Below are 18,492 nucleotides of genomic sequence, written 5' to 3'. Positions count from 1 at the left end.
TCGGAACATTTTTATCGGGGACTCAAAACGTGTTTTATATCACACTCCAGCTTGTAGCAGCTCAATTTGCTCAAGTTTCACAGTTTTAACACCACTAGGAGCGCTCAGAATAGGATTATTGACGTGAATTCAGGACAACAGCACTTCCCTCTCGAAGGCTCCGTCGATGATTCTCTTTTCAACACCACCTTTGTCGTCGTAGACCTAGAAACGACTGGACTAAAGGCCAAGAACGACCACATCATTGAAATTGGGGCCATCAAAACCCGTGGCGGCAAGAGAATTGGCACCTTTTCCAGCTTCATCGACCCCGGCATGGAGATTCCCGACCACATCACATCTCTCACCGGCATCACTACCGCCGATGTTGAAACTGCCCCACAGCTCGGCACAGTTATTACTCAGTTCCTCGAATTTGCCCGGGGAAGCGTCTGGGTTGCGCATAACGCCAAGTTCGATATTGGATTCCTCCGCCAGGCTTGCACAGATTTGGGCCTAGATTGGCCAAGCCCCAGTGTCGTAGACACTCTCACGTTGGCGCGTCGCGTCCTTGACCGCTCACAAGTTGGCAGTTTCAAGCTCTCACAGCTCGCACGGTACGTCGGTTCTCCGAATCGCCCCACCCACCGGGCGCTTGACGACGCAATCGCAACCGTCGACGTCCTTCACTACCTCATGGAGAGACTAGCTGGCGATGAAGTACAAACAGCGTCCGAGCTAGTGCATTACTCGCCGACCGTCGCTCCGGAGGTTCGTGCTAAACGACATCTTGCCGATGGAGCTCCGCACACCCCTGGTGTCTATGTTTTTCGGTCAAGAAATGACGACCCCTTATATATAGGTACAGCTCTCGATTTGCGACGTAGACTTCTGCAGTATTTCAACGGCACTGATTCTCGTCGCAAGATTACGGAAATGGTCTCTCTAGCCGAACGCGTCGAAATCATCGAATGCCCGCACGGCTTCGCTGCAGAAATCCGCGAGGCTCGTCTGATCTCTGCACTCCGTCCGCCCTACAACCGACAACGTACCGAACCGACCCGAGGCTGGTACATCGTCCCCGCTAGCCCCGGTCGGCCTGCCAAGATTAGCCGAACAGTCACCGACGCCCGCAGCCTAGGTCCTTTCCGCACGCGCGACACCGCTACTGCCATCCGCGACAGGTTCTCCGCACTTAACGACGACTTTGCGATAACAAACGCCCAGATCTCCACCACCGGCGCAGACGAGATCGCGGACATGATTGCTGAGATATCAGCACTTGCCGAAGCACACCGCTTCCAACGCGCGGCAGTGCAGCGTGACCGCACCGCGGAGTTCATTATCAGCTTGGATAAGCAGCAGCGCCTGAGCATGCTTGCCGCCATCCCATCTCTGCAAGCCGCTTTCCCCGATGGCAATGGAGGCTGGCACCTAGCGGAAATTCGCTATGGCAGGTTGGCGGGCGCCAGCACCGCACCGCGTGGCGCGGATATGAACTACATCATCGACCTCATGGAGAGTTCAGCCCAAACAGTCACTCCAGATGACTCCTTATATAAAGGAGCATCAATTGATGAACTCAGTATTGTCTGGAAATGGTTGCAGCGCCCGGAGGTACGAATAAAGCCCACCGGAGGCGAGTTTTCCTACCCCAGGTTGGGCGCAGGAAAATACCTTCAGTGGGCAATTGACGCGCAGCAAGCACGTCGTGAAGCGCGACGCGAACCTTAACCCTTCATCGCCGCGGTAACGATGTCCAGGCACAGCCCCGACTGGAGCGTTTCCTTGACCTCTTCAATGGAGTCGGCCATAGCTTCCTTTAGCGGACGGCCACCCAGACCACGCGAGATGGCGATTGCGGCGGCGGAGTTAAGTATGACTGCATCGCGAATCGGACCTTCGAGTTCGCCAGCCCAAATGCGACGTGCAACATCAGCGTTGTACGCGGGGTCACCGCCACGCAGCGCGTCAATTTCGGAGTACTCCATGCCATAGTCATGTGGATCGATGACATCTTCGGCAACTTCACCGTTTTCCACAATGAAGACCTTGGTGGGGCCAGTAACGGTAATCTCGTCGAGACCATCGCTTCCGCGTACCACCAACGCGCGCTGACCACGGCGGGCGAAGGTGTCCGCCATCGTCTCCATCTGATCTTCGAAGGCACAGCCAATCAAGCTTGCCTGCGGGCGTGCTGGATTCGTCAGCGGCCCCAGCAGGTTGAAGACTGTCGGAACCGCTAGCTCCTTACGCACCGGTCCAGCGAAGCGCATGGCCGGATGAAAGCGAGCGGCAAAGAGGAAGCGCACGTAGAAATCCGGATGTTCCGGAGAAGTAACGAGACCGTTCTCAATGTCGATGCCAAAGGCCTCCAGCATGTCAGCTCCGCCCGACTTCGAGGAAGCCGCGCGGTTACCGTGCTTGAGCACCGGCACGCCACTGGCCGCGATAACAATCATGGACATCGTGGAGATGTTGACGGTATTTGCGCCATCACCACCGGTGCCGACGATATCGACTGCACCGCGCTCAATAACACCGGCGAGCTGTGGATCATGAACTGGGCGGGCAAATGAAAGCATGCCCTCAGCCGCAGCATCGAGCTCGGCAGCCGTAATCCCCTTGGCGAGGAGACCGAAAGCAAACGTTGCGGTCTGCACGTCTCCGGAAGCACCTGACATGATCTGATCCATGGCGAATCGAATGCCCTCACCGGAAACTTCGCGGCCAGCGCCAATCGTGGAAAGAACATGGCGCCAGTTTTCGACCGCCCTCTTATCGCCGATCTCGCTCATCGCCACTCCCTTCCACTAGATAGTCAAGTCTGTACTCGTACTCTATTAATACAAATGCACCTAGGTACTGCTGGTGATTCCGCCCACCAGGTGCACCACATCACGGGGCTTTCTGGAAAATCCCACCGTGATGTACGTAATAAGACAAGATACCTCCCCCATATATCCAGCGCATCACCAGGTCCACTTTTTGCGTTCGCCGAAAATCTCACCCCCATTGGGGCAACTGGAAAAATACGATATTAAATAGAGCCGAACCTGCGATAAACTAACCGACAGCCGATGCCGCAGTATCGCTAACCCAGGTTCGCCGAAGGTGAACCTGGCAGTCCAGGGGGGATGGACTCCGCGCACCGCGGCACAACAAAACCCTCGAATTCACCCGCGTCGGATAAAGACACCGGAAAGTTCCCAACAGGGGAAAAATTAGTGAAATTCTCAGAAACCTTTCCTTGCGACCTGGGATTTTAGGAATTTTTATACAAAAACGGGGGTTGCAACGTGACTACTCCTTAAGAACAGTACATACTGTTAGTTGTGACGAGCGCAGTTGAAAATCAAGGTATGACAGCACCACGTCGTGCTGCGACACTGAACCGACCGAATATGGTCAGTGTCGGCACGATTGTGTTCCTGTCTCAGGAATTAATGTTCTTCGCCGGTCTGTTCGCGATGTACTTCGTGTCACGCGCGAACGGCCAGGGCGATTCGTGGGATTGGGGTACCGGCCACCTCAATGTCCCGTACGCACTATTGATCACCGTGATCCTAGTGTCGTCTTCGTTCACTGCCCAGTGGGGCGTGTTCGCGGCCGAGCGTGGCGACGTTTTCGCACTCCGTAAGTGGTACGCACTGTCTACCGCCCTGGGTGCAATCTTCCTCGTCGGCCAGGCTTACGAGTACTTCACCCTGGTTAGCCACGGTCTGACCATTCAGAACTCCATTTACGGTTCGGTCTTCTTCATCACCACCGGATTCCACGCAGCCCACGTCCTCGCGGGTGTGCTGGCTTTCGTTGTGGTGCTTATCCGTACCTCCAAGGCGAAGTTCACCCCGGCACAGGCCACTGCTGCCATTGTGGTCTCGTACTACTGGCACTTCGTCGACGTCGTGTGGATTGGCCTGTTCATCACCATCTACTTCATCCAGTAGGCCGTATTGGCCGTCCTTTGTTTAGTACGGCCTACAGCCCATCCACTTTCCACGAACAGTCTTAAAGGGAAAAAGATGGAAAACACTACCTCCGAAACCAAGGACACCACGTCCTTGGCTGCGGCCCCGAAGTCAAAGGGCCGCCGCAAGATGCGCCGTACTGCCTCCGGCATTATGGCTATGGCTCTCGCCCTCACCGGCGCGGGCTTCCTCGCTAATGCTCTGACCCCTGATGCACAGACGGCTACTGCTCAGCAGGATGAAGCCGCAATGATTCAGCAGGGCAAGGAGCTTTACGACGTTGCTTGTATTACTTGCCACGGCGCCAACCTCCAGGGCGTTAAGGACCGCGGTAAGTCGCTGATTGGCGTCGGCGAGGGCTCGGTTTACTTCCAGGTTCACTCCGGTCGTATGCCGATGCTCCGCAATGAGGCTCAGGCAGCACGTAAGACCCCGCGTTACTCCGAAGAGCAGACGCTGGCTATCGCAGCCTACGTCCAGGCTAATGGTGGCGGCGCAGGCATTGTCCGCGACGAAGACGGCTCCATTGCTATGGAGTCGCTGCGCGGTAAGAACGCCGGCCCGAACGGTGAGCTTGACAAGGCTGACGTTGCTCGCGGTTCCGAACTGTTCCGCCTGAACTGTGCCTCCTGCCACAACTTCACCGGTCGTGGCGGCGCACTGTCCAGCGGTAAGTACGCACCGGTCCTGGATCCTGCAAATGAGCAGGAAATCTACCAGGCCATGCTGACCGGCCCGCAGAATATGCCGAAGTTCTCTGACCGCCAGCTGTCTGCTGACGAGAAGAAGGACATCATCGCCTACATCAAGAACTCCAAGGAAACTCCGACCCCAGGTGGTTGGGGCATTGGTGGCATCGGCCCAGTTGCTGAGGGCCTTGTCATGTGGATTGTAGGCATTGTCGCTCTCGTAGCGGCCGCTCTTTGGATTGGATCCCGCCGATGAGTAATAACGAAAACAAGAAGTACAGCTCCGAGGAGCTGTCGAAGATGAGCAATGCGGATCTCGCTCGTCTGGGTGCTGAACTCGATGACGTGACCATTGCTTACCGCAAGGAACGCTTCCCGATTGCCAACGACCCGGCTGAAAAGCGCGCGGCCCGTGGTATCACCATCTGGCTGGCACTGTCGGTCATTCTTGGCCTGGCATTCATCGCCATCTACCTGTTCTACCCGTGGCACTACAAGGGTCACGGCGAAGAGGGTCTGTGGCTGTACACCATGTACACCCCACTGCTGGGTATCACCATCGGTGGCTGCATCGTCACCTTGGGTATTGGTGCAGTTAAGTTCACCAAGCGCTTCATTCCGGAAGAGATTTCGGTTCAGCGCCGCCACGATGGTCCGTCCGAAGAGGTCGACCAGAAGACCATTGTTGCCCTGCTGAACGATTCTTGGCAGACCTCCACCTTGGGTCGTCGCTCCGCTATCAAGGGCCTCCTTGGTACCGGCGCCGTCCTGGCTGGTATCGGCATGATCCTTCCGCTTGGCGGCATGATTAAGAACCCGTGGAAGCCACGCCACGACGTTGACGTCACTGGTGACGGAACTCTGTGGACCACCGGTTGGACTCTTGTCGAGCAGGGCCACAAGGTTTACCTGGGCCGCGACACCGGTGCTATCGCTGAAGAGGGTGCACACGGCTACACCACCAAGGGCGTTTCCCGTCTGGTTCGCCTCCGCCCAGAGGACCTGTCAGCAGGTTCTATGGAGACTGTCTTCCCGCTTCCGGAAGAGGACGTCAACGACGGCGACAAGTACTCCAAGGATGCTGATGTCTACGAGGCACACATGCACTCGATTCACGGCTCCCGCAACTCGGTCATGCTGATTCGTCTGCGTTCCCAGGACGCTGAAAAGGCAATCCTGCGCAAGGATCAGGAAGACTTCCACTACGGCGACTACTTCGCCTACTCGAAGATTTGTACACACATTGGTTGCCCGACTTCTCTGTACGAACAGCAGACGAACCGTATTCTCTGCCCATGCCACCAGTCGCAGTTCGATGCACTGCACTACGGCAAGCCGGTCTTCGGTCCAGCTGCTCGCGCTCTTCCGCAGCTGCCGATCAGCGTTGATGAAGAAGGCTACATGTACGCAGAGGGCAACTTCGTTGAGCCCGTCGGTCCGGCATTCTGGGAGCGTCAATCATGAGTAATCCAACGAAACTAGCAACCGCTGCTAAAAATATGGATGACCGCTACACCCTGTCTGGCGGCATGCGTAAGCAGCTCAATAAGGTATTCCCTACCCACTGGTCCTTCCTGCTGGGTGAGATTGCACTCTACTCCTTCGTAGTCCTGCTCTTCTCGGGTGTTTACCTGACTCTGTTCTTCGACCCGTCGATGTCGAAGGTCATTTACGACGGTGCCTACGCGCCACTCAACGGTGTCGAGATGTCTCGCGCCTACGAGACCGCCCTGCAGATCTCCTTCGAGGTTCGCGGTGGTCTGTTCATTCGCCAGATCCACCACTGGGGTGCTCTCCTGTTCGCCGTGTCCATCATGGCGCACATGTTCCGCATCTTCTTCACCGGCGCATTCCGCAAGCCGCGTGAGGCTAACTGGGTCATCGGTTCCATCCTCCTGCTGCTGTCCGTGGCAGAGGGCTTCATGGGTTACTCCCTGCCGGACGACCTGCTTTCCGGTGTTGGTCTGCGTATTATGTCCGCAATCATCATCGGTCTGCCGATTATCGGCACCTGGCTGCACTGGATGATGTTCAACGGCGACTTCCCGGGTGACATGATTATCCCACGCCTGTACATTGCACACGTGCTGATTCTCCCTGCTCTGCTGCTCGGTCTGATTGCCGCTCACCTGGCTCTGGTCTGGTACCAGAAGCACACCCAGTTCCCCGGCGCAGGTCGTACCGAGAACAACGTCGTCGGCGTTCGTATCCTCCCGATCTTCGCGGTCAAGTCCGTTTCCTTCGGTCTGATTACCTTCGGCTTCTTGGCGCTGTTCGCTGGTATCTTCCAGATCAACGCAATTTGGAACCTTGGCCCGTACAACCCAGCGCAGGTTTCCGCCGGTTCCCAGCCGGATATCTACATGCTGTGGACTGACGGTGCTGCCCGTGTCATGCCGCCGTGGGAGCTCTACCTGGGCTCCTACACGATCCCGGCAGTCTTCTGGGTCGCCCTGCTCTGTGGTATTTTGGTTGTCCTGCTCTTCGCTTACCCGTTCATCGAGGCGAAGATCACCGGCGATAACGCCCACCACAACCTGCTGCAGCGTCCGCGCGACGTGCCGGTTCGCTCCGGCCTGGGTGCCATGGCTCTGGTCTTCTACACCCTGTTGACTCTGTCCGGTGGTAACGACCTGATTGCATACCATTTCCAGATCTCGCTGAACGTGATGACCTGGGTTGGCCGTATCGGTCTGATTATCCTGCCGCCGATCGCTTACTTTGTCACTTACCGAATCTGCATCGGCCTGCAGCGCTCTGACCGCGCTGTCCTGGAGCACGGCATTGAGACGGGCATCATCAACCAGCTGCCTGATGGTTCCTTCATCGAGGTCCACCAGCCACTGGGTCCGGTCGACGAGCACGGCCACGCCGTTCCGCTCGAGTACCAGGGTGCTTACGTCCCGAAGACCATGAACGAACTGGGCGCCGCTGGTCACCCGGGTCGCGGTAGCTTCTTCTCCCCGGACTCCCCAGAGATCGCCGAAGAGGCAGCTCGTATCGAGCACGAGAACCACGAGCAGCAGGCTCAGATGTTCCGTAACCTCGAAGCGCAGAACGCTGAAGAGCGTCGCCAGCTCGAGCAGTAAAACTCCGCGGTAGGTTTTCTACTGCGCTCAAATAAGACCACCCCGGTCCGCATCCACTTCGGATGTCGACCGGGGTGGTTTTTGTTCCCCGGATTCCTGCGCGCTCGTCTTGCACCCCACATATGTCAGATAACAAATCTGCTGTCTACCAGTACTAAAATGGACATATGTCTACCAGTCCCTCCCCCACCACCGACCTTTCGAACAACGCCACACAGCTTGTCGCCAACGGTGTCAACTTCGACTACGAGGCCACGCCTGTTCTGCGCGATGTCTCGCTCACGCTTTCCGACGGCGATGTCCTCGGATTGGTTGGAGACAACGGAGCCGGCAAATCCACTTTTCTTTGGCTGCTGTCGGGTCGTCGTCGGCCCACGAGCGGTACGGTGACTCATATTGGCACGCGTGTGCTCGGCTCTCAGGAGTTGGAAGCTCCTTTCGACTCCACGGTGCAAATGCTTATCGATGAGGCTCTCGGCCCCTCGAAACGTCGTCTAGCGGAGTTGGAAGAGGCAGCTGAGGCGATGTCCTTAGCAGAGACCCCAGATGAGTCTGAGGCGGCAGAGAAAGCGTACTCGAAGGTCTTCTCGGACGTCATAGCTCACGATGACTGGAACGCCGAACATAACGCAGAGATTGTGCTCGACCACCTCGGCCTGACCGGTACTGCTCCCGACGGCGCTCCCCTGATAGAGCAACTAACCACGGAGATTTCCGGCGGGCAGCGGGCGCGACTGGGGCTCGCGATTACGCTGATTCGAAAGCCAGAGATTTTGCTTCTCGATGAGCCCACCAACCATCTCGATGAACGCGGTCGCCAGCTCGTAATTGACACCATTCAGAACCACCCTGGAGTGGTTGTGGTGGCAACACATGACCGCGACTTCCTAGATGCCGTTTGTACTGTAATTGGAGACTTGGTGCCGGGGCGCCCTGGTATTGGGCTGTTCCGTGGTAATTACTCCGACTACGCAAAGCACCGTCGCCACCAGCGTGAGCTATGGGAGCACCAGTGGCGCTCCGAGGAGCATGAACGCAATCGGTTGGAAGACACCATCGAGAATGGCGCCCGTGAGGTTTCACCAGGTCGGGCAATGACCGACAATAACAAGATGGCTTATGACCGGCGTGGCGGTCGTGTAGAGCGGCAGATCGCCCGCCGCGTGCGTTCGGCTAAGCAGCGACTGGATGAGCTGACCGAGGAAGGTGTGGAGCGTCCGCCGGCGCTACTGGGCTTTGATGCCCCGTTGACGGCGCCCCTACCGACCAAGCGCGCTGCTTCGGGAAGCGATGAGGATTTTCACCTCAAGATGCGCGGTGTGGTCGTCCCAGATCGAATTCGAGTTGGTTCACTGACTATTCGACCCGGAGACAAGGTCGTTATCACAGGCCCTAATGGGGCCGGCAAATCTACCTTGTTTAAGACCATCATGGGGCAAGTTGAGACGCAGGCTGGCGAGGTGCGTATCGGCGAGAACTGTCGAGTAGCCATGCTGGCTCAGGAACAAGACTGGGAAAACCCAAACAAGTCCGCCCGTGAGTTGTACGACCTTGCTCCCGATGCCCGCGTGCCTCTCGACGACTTTGGATTGCTTAGCCCCGAGGATGCCAATCGCCCGGTAGGAAGCCTCTCCATCGGCCAGCAACGACGTGTGGCGTTAGCGTTGGTCGTAGCCAACCCGCCGGAGATCTTGCTGCTCGACGAGCCTACCAACCATCTGAGTGTGGATCTGATTGAGCAGGTCCAAGACGCAATCGCATCTGCAGAGGGCACAATTATTTTGATTACCCACGATCACCGCATGATTAACTCGCTCGAAGCGCGTCATCTGCAGGTGACTGATGGTGAGGTCATCGAACTGCCTAAGGGGCAGAAACCCGTCGAATTCGCTTGATACGGAATCACATACTTACCACTCACCTACCGACTGCGGAGCCTAACCGGCAAAGTAACGCCGGTTGGGATCTCTCTCCCCCACTTGCCCAAACAAAAAAGTCTCTCCCACTAACGCCCTTGTTAGTGGGAGAGACTTTTCGGTTATCTACGACTGTGGTTCAGTCTGATTGCACTCGGACTAGTGCTTCTCCGGCGGAGTGATGTACTGAGTGTTGAGCTTGGTGCCGGAGACGATCAGAATTACCGCGCCAAGGACAATCAGCCAGTAGGCCATGAATGCGATGCCGTAGCCCATGAGGAGGATGCCCATGGTCATCACGAACGGCCAAATCGAGCTAGCGGAGAAGAAACCGAGGGTACCTGCACCGTCGGCAATCTCTGCCTCTTCGAAGTCGGCCGGGGTGATGTCGGAGCGGCGCTCAGTGAAGTGGAAGTATCCACCGAGCATCAGAGTCATCAGAGCTGCGAGGACCAGGCCGGTTGCGCCAGCCCACTCGAGGCGACCCTGGCTTTCGTTGATGACGTTACCGGTGTCCTGGAGGTACTGAGTGCCGAAGATGTAGACGACAGCCATGAACCCCAGGAACACGGTAAGTCCGTAGAAGAGCTTTGCTGCAGACTTCATTTGAGAACTTCCTTTAAGTAAGAATCTTGCTGGGTTTACTTGGCGGTCGCGTTCAGGTCAATGGTGTTAGCACCACGATCACCCATGTCGCGGGTGTCGACACGACCGGAGTTGAACGGCGAAGTGGAGACTGCGAATGCCGGCTCACCGATGTGCTTCAGAGCATCAGCGTTAGTAGCTTCTGGGTTCTCCTGGCGGAACTTGATGTACTCGGTGAATGCCTCACGGGAGACAGCACGAATCTCGAAGTTCATCATTGCGTGGTAGGTACCACACATCTCGGCACAACGGCCAACGAATGCGTTCTTGACCTTGTCGCTCGGGTTGTCCTCTGGTCGGTTGGCAATCTTGTCCGAGTCAATCTTTTCGATCTGGAAGACACGGTTGGACTTGTTAGCCTCCGGGTGCGGGAACACGTCGCGCTTGAAGAGGAACTCCGGAACCCAGAAGGAGTGAATCACGTCAGCGGACGCGAGGTCGAACTGGATTGCAGTGTCTTCCGGAACAACGAGGACCGGAACCTCTTCGGTGGTACCGAGGGTCTCAATCTCGTCGTAGTGCAGGTAGTCGAGGCTCTCCTTGGAGCGTCCGTGAACCGGGTGCTCCTTCTGCTTTGCGCGATCCTCAGCGGACGGAACCTCGTGGCCGCCCTCGGTGAAGAACTGCTCATCAGCCGGCTTCTCAATACGGCCGTTGTATTCCTCGCCGCCCATCAGGTCAGCGGAAATGTTGGCGTAACCGAACTTCCAGTTCCACTGGAAACCGGTGACGTCGACGGTAACTTCCGGATCCTTATCCAGGGCAGTGACCTTGTCCTGAGTCTGAACCGTGAAGAAGAACAGAGTCATCACGATCAGAATCGGGAGAATGGTCAGAGACAACTCAACCGGAACGTTGTATGCAGTCTGGCGCGGGAACTCGCCCTTGCCCTTCTTTTCAGCCTTCTTAGCTGTGAAGTTTGCCATCGAGTAAAGGGTAACGCCCCAAACGATGATGCCGATAATCCAAGCTGCAACCCAGGTCCAAACCCAGAAGTTACCCATGGACTGTGCTTCCGGGGTCACACCTTCCGGCCAACCAAAGCGGAGCAGCTTGAAGAAGCCGTTCTCCGGAGGATTAACATCGCAGCCGGCAAGCAAGGCTGCGCTACCGGTGGCAACGCCGAGGACGCCGAGCTTACGGGCGACTCCGAACTTTCTACGCTGATTCACGTGTGTCTGCCTTCCTGATCCACACAATTTTCGATAACCGATTAAGGTTTCGTCCTACCCAAGCAGAGTAGTCGATTCTTAAGCTTTCTCCACAATAAATATGGCTGTGGGGTGCCTTTGAGTATATCTGCCCTAATAAAATACTGAGAAAGACCCGCCTATCGGGGGTGGCATTCTCACCAGTTACACCCTGTTGACGCTCCTAAGTCTATGAATTTTTTAGTGTTTGTGCCACGCGCTGACGCACACACCGTCCCGCGCAACCTTGCCCCGAGCCCTAGACACGGCAAACTCAGACATTCTCGCTTTTCCCCAAAAGGCATTAAAGTAGGTGCAGCATTTCTATGTGGCGCCAATCTGGGGTTCAACCCAGCTACTCAGCCACGCGGCGGTCCTTCACGGCCACCGGTTAAGGCGACAACCAGTCGCGCTGAGCCGCTAGCTACGGAGCTGTCGAAAATCCATTAAGTGACACTAAGCGAAAGGTGCGCGCACGAAGCATGTGTGGTCTTCTCGGAATCCTGGCTGCAAATTCTGACGCAGCGGAGCTCGTTCCCGTTGTCGAAAGGGCCCTGCCCTGCATGCGGCACCGCGGCCCTGACGATGCAGGCACGTGGCACGATGAGGACGCAGTTTTCGGCTTCAACCGCCTATCCATTATTGATATTGCCCACAGCCACCAACCGCTGCAGTGGGGACCAGAGAATCAGCCGAATCGTTACTCCATGACCTTCAACGGCGAAATCTACAATTTCGTCGAACTTCGCGAGCAGCTGGAGAAGAAAGGCTATGCTTTTAATACCTCCGGCGATGGTGAACCTATCGTCGTTGGGTTCCACCACTGGGGAGCGGACGTCGTAAAGCACTTGCGCGGCATGTTCGGCATTGCCATTTGGGACAGCGTCGAGCGCAAGCTTTTCCTGGCGCGCGATCCGTTCGGCATTAAGCCGCTCTACTACGCCACCACAGAGCGTGGCACAATTTTCGGTTCTGAGAAGAAGTCCCTGCTCGAAGCTGCGCCGGAGATGGGCATCGATGCGAAGAAGCTGAATAAGCGCGCACTAGAGCACTACGTCGATCTGCAGTACGTTCCGGAGCCGGAGTCGCTGCACACTGACATTGTTCGTCTGGAGTCGGGTTGCACTGCCATCGTTACGCCTGGTGGCGAAGTTAAGCAGACCCGCTACTTCAAGCCAAATTTCCCGATTCAGCAAGTGGCCAAGGGCACTGAGCAGGACGTTTTTGACCGCATTGCCCGTGCGCTGGAGGACAGCGTCGAGAAGCATATGCGTGCCGACGTCACGGTGGGCTCGTTCCTGTCGGGAGGTATCGACTCCACTGCGATTGCAACTTTGGCCAAACGCCACAACCCGAACCTGCTGACGTTTACCACCGGCTTCGAGCGCGAGGGCTTCTCCGAGGTCGATGTGGCTGCCGAGTCCGCCGCCGCCATTGGCGTCGAGCACATTGTGAAGGTCGTCTCGCCGGAGGAGTTCGCCGGGGCGATTCCGAAGATTATGTGGTACCTCGATGACCCGGTAGCTGACCCTGCACTGGTGCCGCTGTACTTCGTGGCCGCAGAGGCTCGTAAGCACGTTAAGGTCGTACTGTCCGGTGAGGGCGCAGATGAGCTCTTTGGTGGTTACACCATTTATAAGGAGCCGCTGTCGCTGAAACCGTTCGACAAGGTTCCCTCTCCCCTGCTGCGAGGTCTGGCTAAGGTCGGCGAAGCTCTGCCAGAAGGTATGCGCGGCAAGTCGCTGCTGCAGCGAGGCACTACTCCGCTGGAGCAGCGCTACTACGGCAATGCTCGTTCCTTTAACTTTGAGCAGCTGCAGGAAGTCCTGCCGTGGGCCAAGCAGGAATGGGACCACAGCGATGTCACGGCACCGATTTACGCGCAGTCTGAAGGCTGGGACCCGGTGACTCGGATGCAGCACTTGGATCTGTTCACCTGGTTGCGTGGCGACATTCTGGTCAAGGCCGACAAGATTACCATGGCCAACTCCCTGGAGCTGCGCGTGCCGTTCCTCGACCGTGTGGTCTTCGACGTTGCACAGACGCTGCCGGTGGACATGCGTGTTTCTCACGGCACCACCAAGTACGCACTGCGTCGCGCCATGGAGCAGATTGTTCCGGAGCACGTCCTCAACCGCCGCAAACTGGGCTTCCCGGTGCCGATTCGCCACTGGCTGGCAGGCGACGAACTGCACGGCTGGGCCGAGGACATCATCCGCGAGTCCCAGACCGATGAGTTCATTAATAAGGACGCCGTGCTCAAGATGCTCGCCGAGCACCACCCAACCGAGCGCGATCACTCCCGCCGCCTCTGGACCATCCTGGCCTTCATGGTCTGGCACGGCATCTTCATCGAAGACCGCATCACTCCGGACATCGAGCAGCGCGACTACCCCGTCGAGCTCTAGTTCGCTTTACGACGGTTCCCGCGCCCCCATCCTGCCCCGGCAGGCTGCCACCGTAGCCTGCGCAACCAAAAGAAAAGGCTCGGACCTCACTCATTTAACAAGAGTGAGGTCCGAGCCTTTTACTATCCGACGCTTTTCACAGCGTCTGCTGACAGCTCTGCTCAGCTAATGACTTAGTTGAAGGAGTCACCGCAAGCGCAGGAGCCAGTGGCATTCGGGTTATCGATGGTGAAGCCCTGCTGCTCAATAGTGTCCGCGAAGTCGATAGTGGCGCCGGACAGGTACGGAACCGACTGGCGATCAACGACCAGCTTGACGCCACCGAAGACCTCGGCGACATCGCCGTCGAGGCTGCGGTCATCGAAGTAGAGCTGGTAGCGCAGGCCGGCGCAGCCGCCCGGAGCCACGGAAATACGCAGTGCCAGGTCGGTGGCACCTTCTTGGTCCAGAAGTGCCTTTGCCTTGGCAGCCGCAGCTTCGGTCAGGGTAACGCCAGTGCTCTGAGCAGTAGTCATAGCGCGTGTCCTCCTTGTTGAAGTGTTTAAGTATGCGAGTCGACCCCAAGGTCGGCTACGTCATTATTTATCACAACCATACCGACCAGTCTTTAATTCCCAATTCTGGGTACTCTTTTTCTTTCTCTTTTTCTGAAGTCTCTTCTTGCCGCCACCTCGCAACCGCACCACGGCTTCCCACGCCGAAACCGCACTCTCTCCCCTCCCACCCCACGCGGCGGCCACGCACAAAACCACGCCCCTTGCCCAGCCCCTGGCCCTCAACCTGCAACCTAATTAGGGAAGCACCTTGAAGACCTTATAATCTGGGGTCGTGAATCTACCGTGGAAAAAGAATGACAAAAACTCCAAGGCAGCTGACGCAACTAAAGCTGACGCAACTAACGCCGGAGACGTAGCCACCGACGCGACCGCATCCAGCGGAGCCAAGGACACCGCTTCGGAGTCTCAGCAGCCCGAGAAGAAGCACAGCGGTGCTTTTACTCCCAAGAAGGGGCGCCCTACTCCGAAGCGCAACGAGGTTGAGCGCGCACGCGGCATCCGCCGTGGCCCGGTCGAGGCGCCGCTGACTGCTAAGGAAGCTCGCCAGCGCCGCAAGGAGCTCAAGGCCTCCATGTCCAAGGAAGAGCTCAAGGCCGCCAAGGCACGCGAGCGAGCAGAGCGACGTGAGCAGCGGCGCATTGCCGACGAGCGCATGGCCGCCGGTGATCCGCGCTACATGCTGCCGCGTGACCAGGGCGCTGAGCGCAAGTTTGTCCGCGACTGGGTTGATTCCCGTCGCTTCCTCGCTAACGTGTTCCTCCCGTTCGCACTGATTCTGCTGCTGATTATGATGATTGGCACTTCCCTGCCAAAGCTGGCCAACATCGCATCTCTCATCGCGATGGTTCTCATCATCGCCCTGATTATCGAAGGTATCTACATCGGCCGCCGTGCCATCAAGCTGACGCGTGAGCGCTTCCCGAAGACCACCGAGGGAGCCTGGGGGCTGGGCTTCTACGCTTACTCCCGCGCTTCTCAGCCGCGTCGTCTGCGTACTCCGCGTCCGCAGGTCAACATCGGCGACGAGATCAAGTAGCCTCCATCTGCCATGCGCACTCTGGTTCTCGGTGGCGCCCGCTCAGGCAAGTCCTCATGGGCTGAGCACGAGCTGCTGGCCACCGCCGCAGCCTCAACCGACTGTGCCTCAGATGCCGCAGCCTCAGCGGTGTTGCACTACATCGCAACTGCACGGCCCTGGCCCGGTGATAGCGACTTTCACTCCAGGGTCGAGGAGCACCGCATTCGTCGTCAAGCACAGGCACGAGAGCACGGAGTGGCCTGGCACACGGTTGATGACGTCGATGCGGTGGATGCTCTCGCGTCGCCGAAGCGGCGCATGCTGCTCGACGACGTCGGCACCTGGCTGACGCACATCATCGACGCGCAAGGGCTGTGGGAGGCGCCGAGGGGCAGCGTCGCGCCGTGGACGCACTCGCTTGTCGACGCCGTGCGCAACCTCCCCGCCGATTCCGACCTGTTCATTGTGTCGCCCGAAGTGGGCTTCGGTGTCATTCCCGAGCACCGCTCAGGGCGGCTTTTCCGTGATGAAATTGGTCTTCTCAACCAGCAGCTCGCAGCTGTCTGTGATCGTGTTGTCTTAGTTGTGGCGGGCTGCCCTATGGAAGTCAAGGCGGCGAGCTAGATTCATTCCACGCCTCTCCTCCTATGACGGTCTGCCTAGCAATGCGAATAACTATGTACCAATGGTCGGTACACAAATCGTTTTCGGGTAGCGTTTGAGAGTATGAACGCGGATTATTTTGGACCGGTAGCACGCCCTGACGAAGAGACTGAACGGGCCGCCCGCGCGCGCCATGAGCAGTTGACTAAACCCGCGGGGTCACTCGGCCGGTTGGAAGAACTCGGCATTTGGATTTCGGCGTGCCAGGGAGAATGCCCTCCGCATGACCTGGACGATTGTCGCGTTTATGTCTTCGCTGGTGACCACGGTGTTGCCCAGGGTGGGGTGTCCGCGTACCCGTCCGAGGTGTCTATCCAGATGCTTGCCAATATCGAGGCAAAGGGTGCCGGCGTGAACGCTATCGCTGACATCGCGGGAGCCACAGTTACCGGTGTGGACATTTCCCTCGACCACGATGCCGAAGGGCCATACCGTATCCGTCGCAGCTGCGGTTCTATCGACCGCGAGGATGCGATGAGCGAGGAGGAGGTCGATAAGGCCATCCGCACGGGCATCGCTATTGCCGACGCCGCCGTTGATGAAGGCGCTGACCTGCTCATTGCCGGCGACCTGGGCATCGGAAACACCACTCCAGCCGCAGCGCTGATTGGTGCCGTGACCAACTCCGAACCAGTTGTCGTCGTCGGCCGAGGCACTGGCATTGATGACGAGGGCTGGAAGCTCAAGGTCGCTGCCGTGCGCGATGCCATGTTCCGCGTGCGTCGCCTTCGCAATGACCCGGTTGAGGTGCTCCGCCGTATTTCCTCGCCAGATATGACCGTGATGGCCGCATTCTTGGCACAAGCAGCGGTGCGTCGCACTCCTGTGATTTTGGACGGAGTGGTTGTCACATCCGCGGCTCTGCTGGCTGACCAGCTCGCTCCGGGCGCCCGCGATTGGTGGGTCGCCGGCCACAAGTCGGCAGAGCCCGCGCACGCGCTTGCCCTTCGACACCTGGATAAGGAACCACTTCTCGAATACGGGATGCGTCTTGGCGAAGGCTCCGGCGCCGTCGCTGCCCTACCGCTGGTCAAATCCGGCGTATCCGTCCTGCGCAACATGGCTACCTTCGCCGACGCAGGCGTAAGCACCAAGGACTAATCGACTTGTCCGACAAAGCCGGCCCGTCTCACCAGGATAATCTCGACGGTGATCCCTCCGCTCACGGCAATGCCGTCACTGAGGCCATCACCACTGCCCTGTCTTGGCTCACTGTCCTGCCTTTCAAAGGCGCGAGCGTGTTCGACCGCATTACCGGCCGCCGCGCCATCGCTGCACTGCCAGTAGCTGGGCTCGTTCCTGCCGCGGGTGCAGTTCTCATCACGGCGGGGCTGTTCGCAACGTCGTCGTCACGCACGCCCACGCTTTACGACGTCACCCCGATCCTCGGCGGCGCCCTGATTATGGTGGCGGCACAGATGTTGACCCGCGCCATGCACCTGGATGGGCTGGCGGATGTGGCAGATGCCCTCGGCTCGTATAAACCGCCGGAGGGGGCGCGCGAGGTGCTGCGCGATCCGAGCACCGGCCCAATGGGCGTGGGCTCCATCGTGCTGACGATGTTGACGACGACGACTGCTTTTGCCGTGATTGTGGCTAGTGTGCTGTCACATTGGTCTGCTGGCCAGATGTGGCCTGGCGTGGTTGTGCTGTGCTTGCCTTTTGTGGCCTCTCGCGCGGCGGCAACGACTGCCTGCTGGCGTGGCTTTCCGCCTTTTTCGAACAGCGGCTTCGGCTCCCTGACGGCTGGTACACAGTCCACCGTGACGGTGGCCTGCTGGTGGACACTGCTACTAGCTGTGTCGGGCGGGCTGATTGGGCTCGTGGGCGTAGTCGCTTGTGCACTGAGCTTTGGCGTTACACTGCTGCTGACGCGGCACTGCGTGAAGAGGTTTGGCGGAGTCAACGGCGACGTGTTTGGCGCAATCATTGAGATAACGTGCGCTGTCTGTGCCGTGATACTTGCCATAGGGTTCTAGCAGGGAAAATGCGCGCATTGCCCCCGTTGGGGTTTTCTTTAAAAAGAACTATTGACGGTCACTTTGACGCGGACGTATTCTGAGGGCACACCGCCGGGAAGGCGGAGTACAGGAGGCTCGTTTCGGGGCTCGCCCAAATTATTTTGCGCCGACCGTTTGCCGGGGCGCCAAGAACGAGCACACCTTCTAGCCTCCCAGCTAATTAAAAAAAGCGCGTCCCGTCGCAGCAATGCACGGGATGCGCTTTTCTATGTTGGGGTGATACTCCCAGGTTTGGGTTCTGTGGGGTTTGGGTTCTGTGGGGTTTGGGTTCTGTGGGGGGGCTAGTGACTGCGGTTATACTAGCGACGGCGGACCGATGCGAGTTACTGACTGCGTTTATGACAAA

General features: G+C 58.0%; 15 protein-coding genes. 11 read left to right on the top strand and 4 right to left on the bottom strand.

Going from position 1 to position 18,492, the window contains the following annotated elements:
* The first annotated feature begins 123 nt into the window (after window positions 1-123).
* Window positions 124-1,713, top strand: coding sequence for a DEDD exonuclease domain-containing protein (locus tag HMPREF3042_RS05515; protein WP_070856552.1), 1,590 nt, complete (start codon window positions 124-126; stop codon window positions 1,711-1,713).
* Here HMPREF3042_RS05515 and trpD read toward each other — a convergent pair.
* Window positions 1,710-2,777, bottom strand: a complete 1,068-nt coding sequence (gene trpD, locus HMPREF3042_RS05510) for an anthranilate phosphoribosyltransferase (RefSeq protein WP_070851383.1) — start codon at window positions 2,775-2,777, stop codon at window positions 1,710-1,712. The genes HMPREF3042_RS05515 and trpD overlap by 4 nt on opposite strands.
* Before the next feature lie 537 nt (window positions 2,778-3,314).
* Between trpD and HMPREF3042_RS05505 the strand changes: the two genes are divergently transcribed.
* The 5 genes from HMPREF3042_RS05505 (at window position 3,315) to HMPREF3042_RS05485 (ending at window position 9,623) form a co-directional block, all read left to right on the top strand.
* Window positions 3,315-3,929 (top strand): aa3-type cytochrome oxidase subunit III, encoded by a 615-nt coding sequence (locus tag HMPREF3042_RS05505; protein WP_088611596.1) that lies wholly within the window; start codon window positions 3,315-3,317, stop codon window positions 3,927-3,929.
* A gap of 75 nt (window positions 3,930-4,004) precedes the next feature.
* Window positions 4,005-4,895: a cytochrome bc1 complex diheme cytochrome c subunit gene (locus tag HMPREF3042_RS05500; RefSeq protein WP_048759010.1), complete on the top strand. Its 891-nt coding sequence runs from the start codon at window positions 4,005-4,007 to the stop codon at window positions 4,893-4,895.
* Entirely contained in the window at window positions 4,892-6,103 is a 1,212-nt protein-coding gene (locus HMPREF3042_RS05495) for a cytochrome bc1 complex Rieske iron-sulfur subunit (protein WP_070856420.1), read from the top strand. The genes HMPREF3042_RS05500 and HMPREF3042_RS05495 overlap by 4 nt, the downstream gene beginning before the upstream one ends.
* Complete coding sequence (locus HMPREF3042_RS05490) at window positions 6,100-7,728, top strand: cytochrome bc1 complex cytochrome b subunit (RefSeq protein WP_070856418.1); 1,629 nt, start codon at window positions 6,100-6,102, stop codon at window positions 7,726-7,728. Before HMPREF3042_RS05495 ends, HMPREF3042_RS05490 begins: the two co-directional genes overlap by 4 nt.
* 167 nt (window positions 7,729-7,895) lie before the next feature.
* Window positions 7,896-9,623 carry an ABC-F family ATP-binding cassette domain-containing protein gene (locus HMPREF3042_RS05485; protein ID WP_070605652.1) on the top strand — a complete coding sequence of 576 codons (1,728 nt, stop codon included), beginning with the start codon at window positions 7,896-7,898 and terminating at the stop codon, window positions 9,621-9,623.
* A 180-nt stretch (window positions 9,624-9,803) separates the two neighbouring features.
* On the opposite strand, the gene HMPREF3042_RS05480 is transcribed toward HMPREF3042_RS05485, so the two are convergent.
* On the bottom strand, window positions 9,804-10,250 hold the full coding sequence (locus HMPREF3042_RS05480) for an aa3-type cytochrome oxidase subunit IV (protein ID WP_016423031.1): 447 nt from the start codon (window positions 10,248-10,250) through the stop codon (window positions 9,804-9,806).
* Between the two features lie 35 nt (window positions 10,251-10,285).
* A complete protein-coding gene (locus tag HMPREF3042_RS05475; protein ID WP_049190506.1) occupies window positions 10,286-11,461 on the bottom strand; it encodes an aa3-type cytochrome oxidase subunit II in 1,176 nt (391 codons plus the stop codon).
* Window positions 11,462-11,961: 500 nt separating this feature from the next.
* Here HMPREF3042_RS05475 and asnB point away from each other — a divergent pair, with 500 nt between their 5' ends.
* Window positions 11,962-13,887, top strand: coding sequence for an asparagine synthase (glutamine-hydrolyzing) (asnB, locus tag HMPREF3042_RS05470; protein ID WP_070605654.1), 1,926 nt, complete (start codon window positions 11,962-11,964; stop codon window positions 13,885-13,887).
* 173 nt (window positions 13,888-14,060) lie between these two features.
* Here the strand turns inward: asnB and HMPREF3042_RS05465 are convergent, their stop codons facing one another.
* Window positions 14,061-14,402 carry a HesB/IscA family protein gene (locus HMPREF3042_RS05465; protein ID WP_005512007.1) on the bottom strand — a complete coding sequence of 114 codons (342 nt, stop codon included), beginning with the start codon at window positions 14,400-14,402 and terminating at the stop codon, window positions 14,061-14,063.
* 313 nt (window positions 14,403-14,715) lie between these two features.
* Between HMPREF3042_RS05465 and HMPREF3042_RS05460 the strand changes: the two genes are divergently transcribed.
* From HMPREF3042_RS05460 to HMPREF3042_RS05445, 4 genes are all read left to right on the top strand, one after another.
* On the top strand, window positions 14,716-15,480 hold the full coding sequence (locus HMPREF3042_RS05460) for a DUF3043 domain-containing protein (protein ID WP_070856416.1): 765 nt from the start codon (window positions 14,716-14,718) through the stop codon (window positions 15,478-15,480).
* 12 nt (window positions 15,481-15,492) lie between these two features.
* Window positions 15,493-16,086, top strand: coding sequence for a bifunctional adenosylcobinamide kinase/adenosylcobinamide-phosphate guanylyltransferase (locus tag HMPREF3042_RS05455; protein WP_070856414.1), 594 nt, complete (start codon window positions 15,493-15,495; stop codon window positions 16,084-16,086).
* A 102-nt stretch (window positions 16,087-16,188) separates the two neighbouring features.
* Window positions 16,189-17,226: a nicotinate-nucleotide--dimethylbenzimidazole phosphoribosyltransferase gene (gene cobT, locus HMPREF3042_RS05450; RefSeq protein WP_070856412.1), complete on the top strand. Its 1,038-nt coding sequence runs from the start codon at window positions 16,189-16,191 to the stop codon at window positions 17,224-17,226.
* 5 nt (window positions 17,227-17,231) lie between these two features.
* A complete protein-coding gene (locus HMPREF3042_RS05445; RefSeq protein WP_070856410.1) occupies window positions 17,232-18,104 on the top strand; it encodes an adenosylcobinamide-GDP ribazoletransferase in 873 nt (290 codons plus the stop codon).
* Window positions 18,105-18,492 lie beyond the last annotated feature (388 nt).

It is taken from the genome of Corynebacterium sp. HMSC074C05 (genome assembly GCF_001838325.1).
GTDB classification, from domain to species: Bacteria; Actinomycetota; Actinomycetes; order Mycobacteriales; family Mycobacteriaceae; genus Corynebacterium; species Corynebacterium amycolatum.
This window is presented reverse-complemented; position numbering and strand designations above follow the sequence as displayed.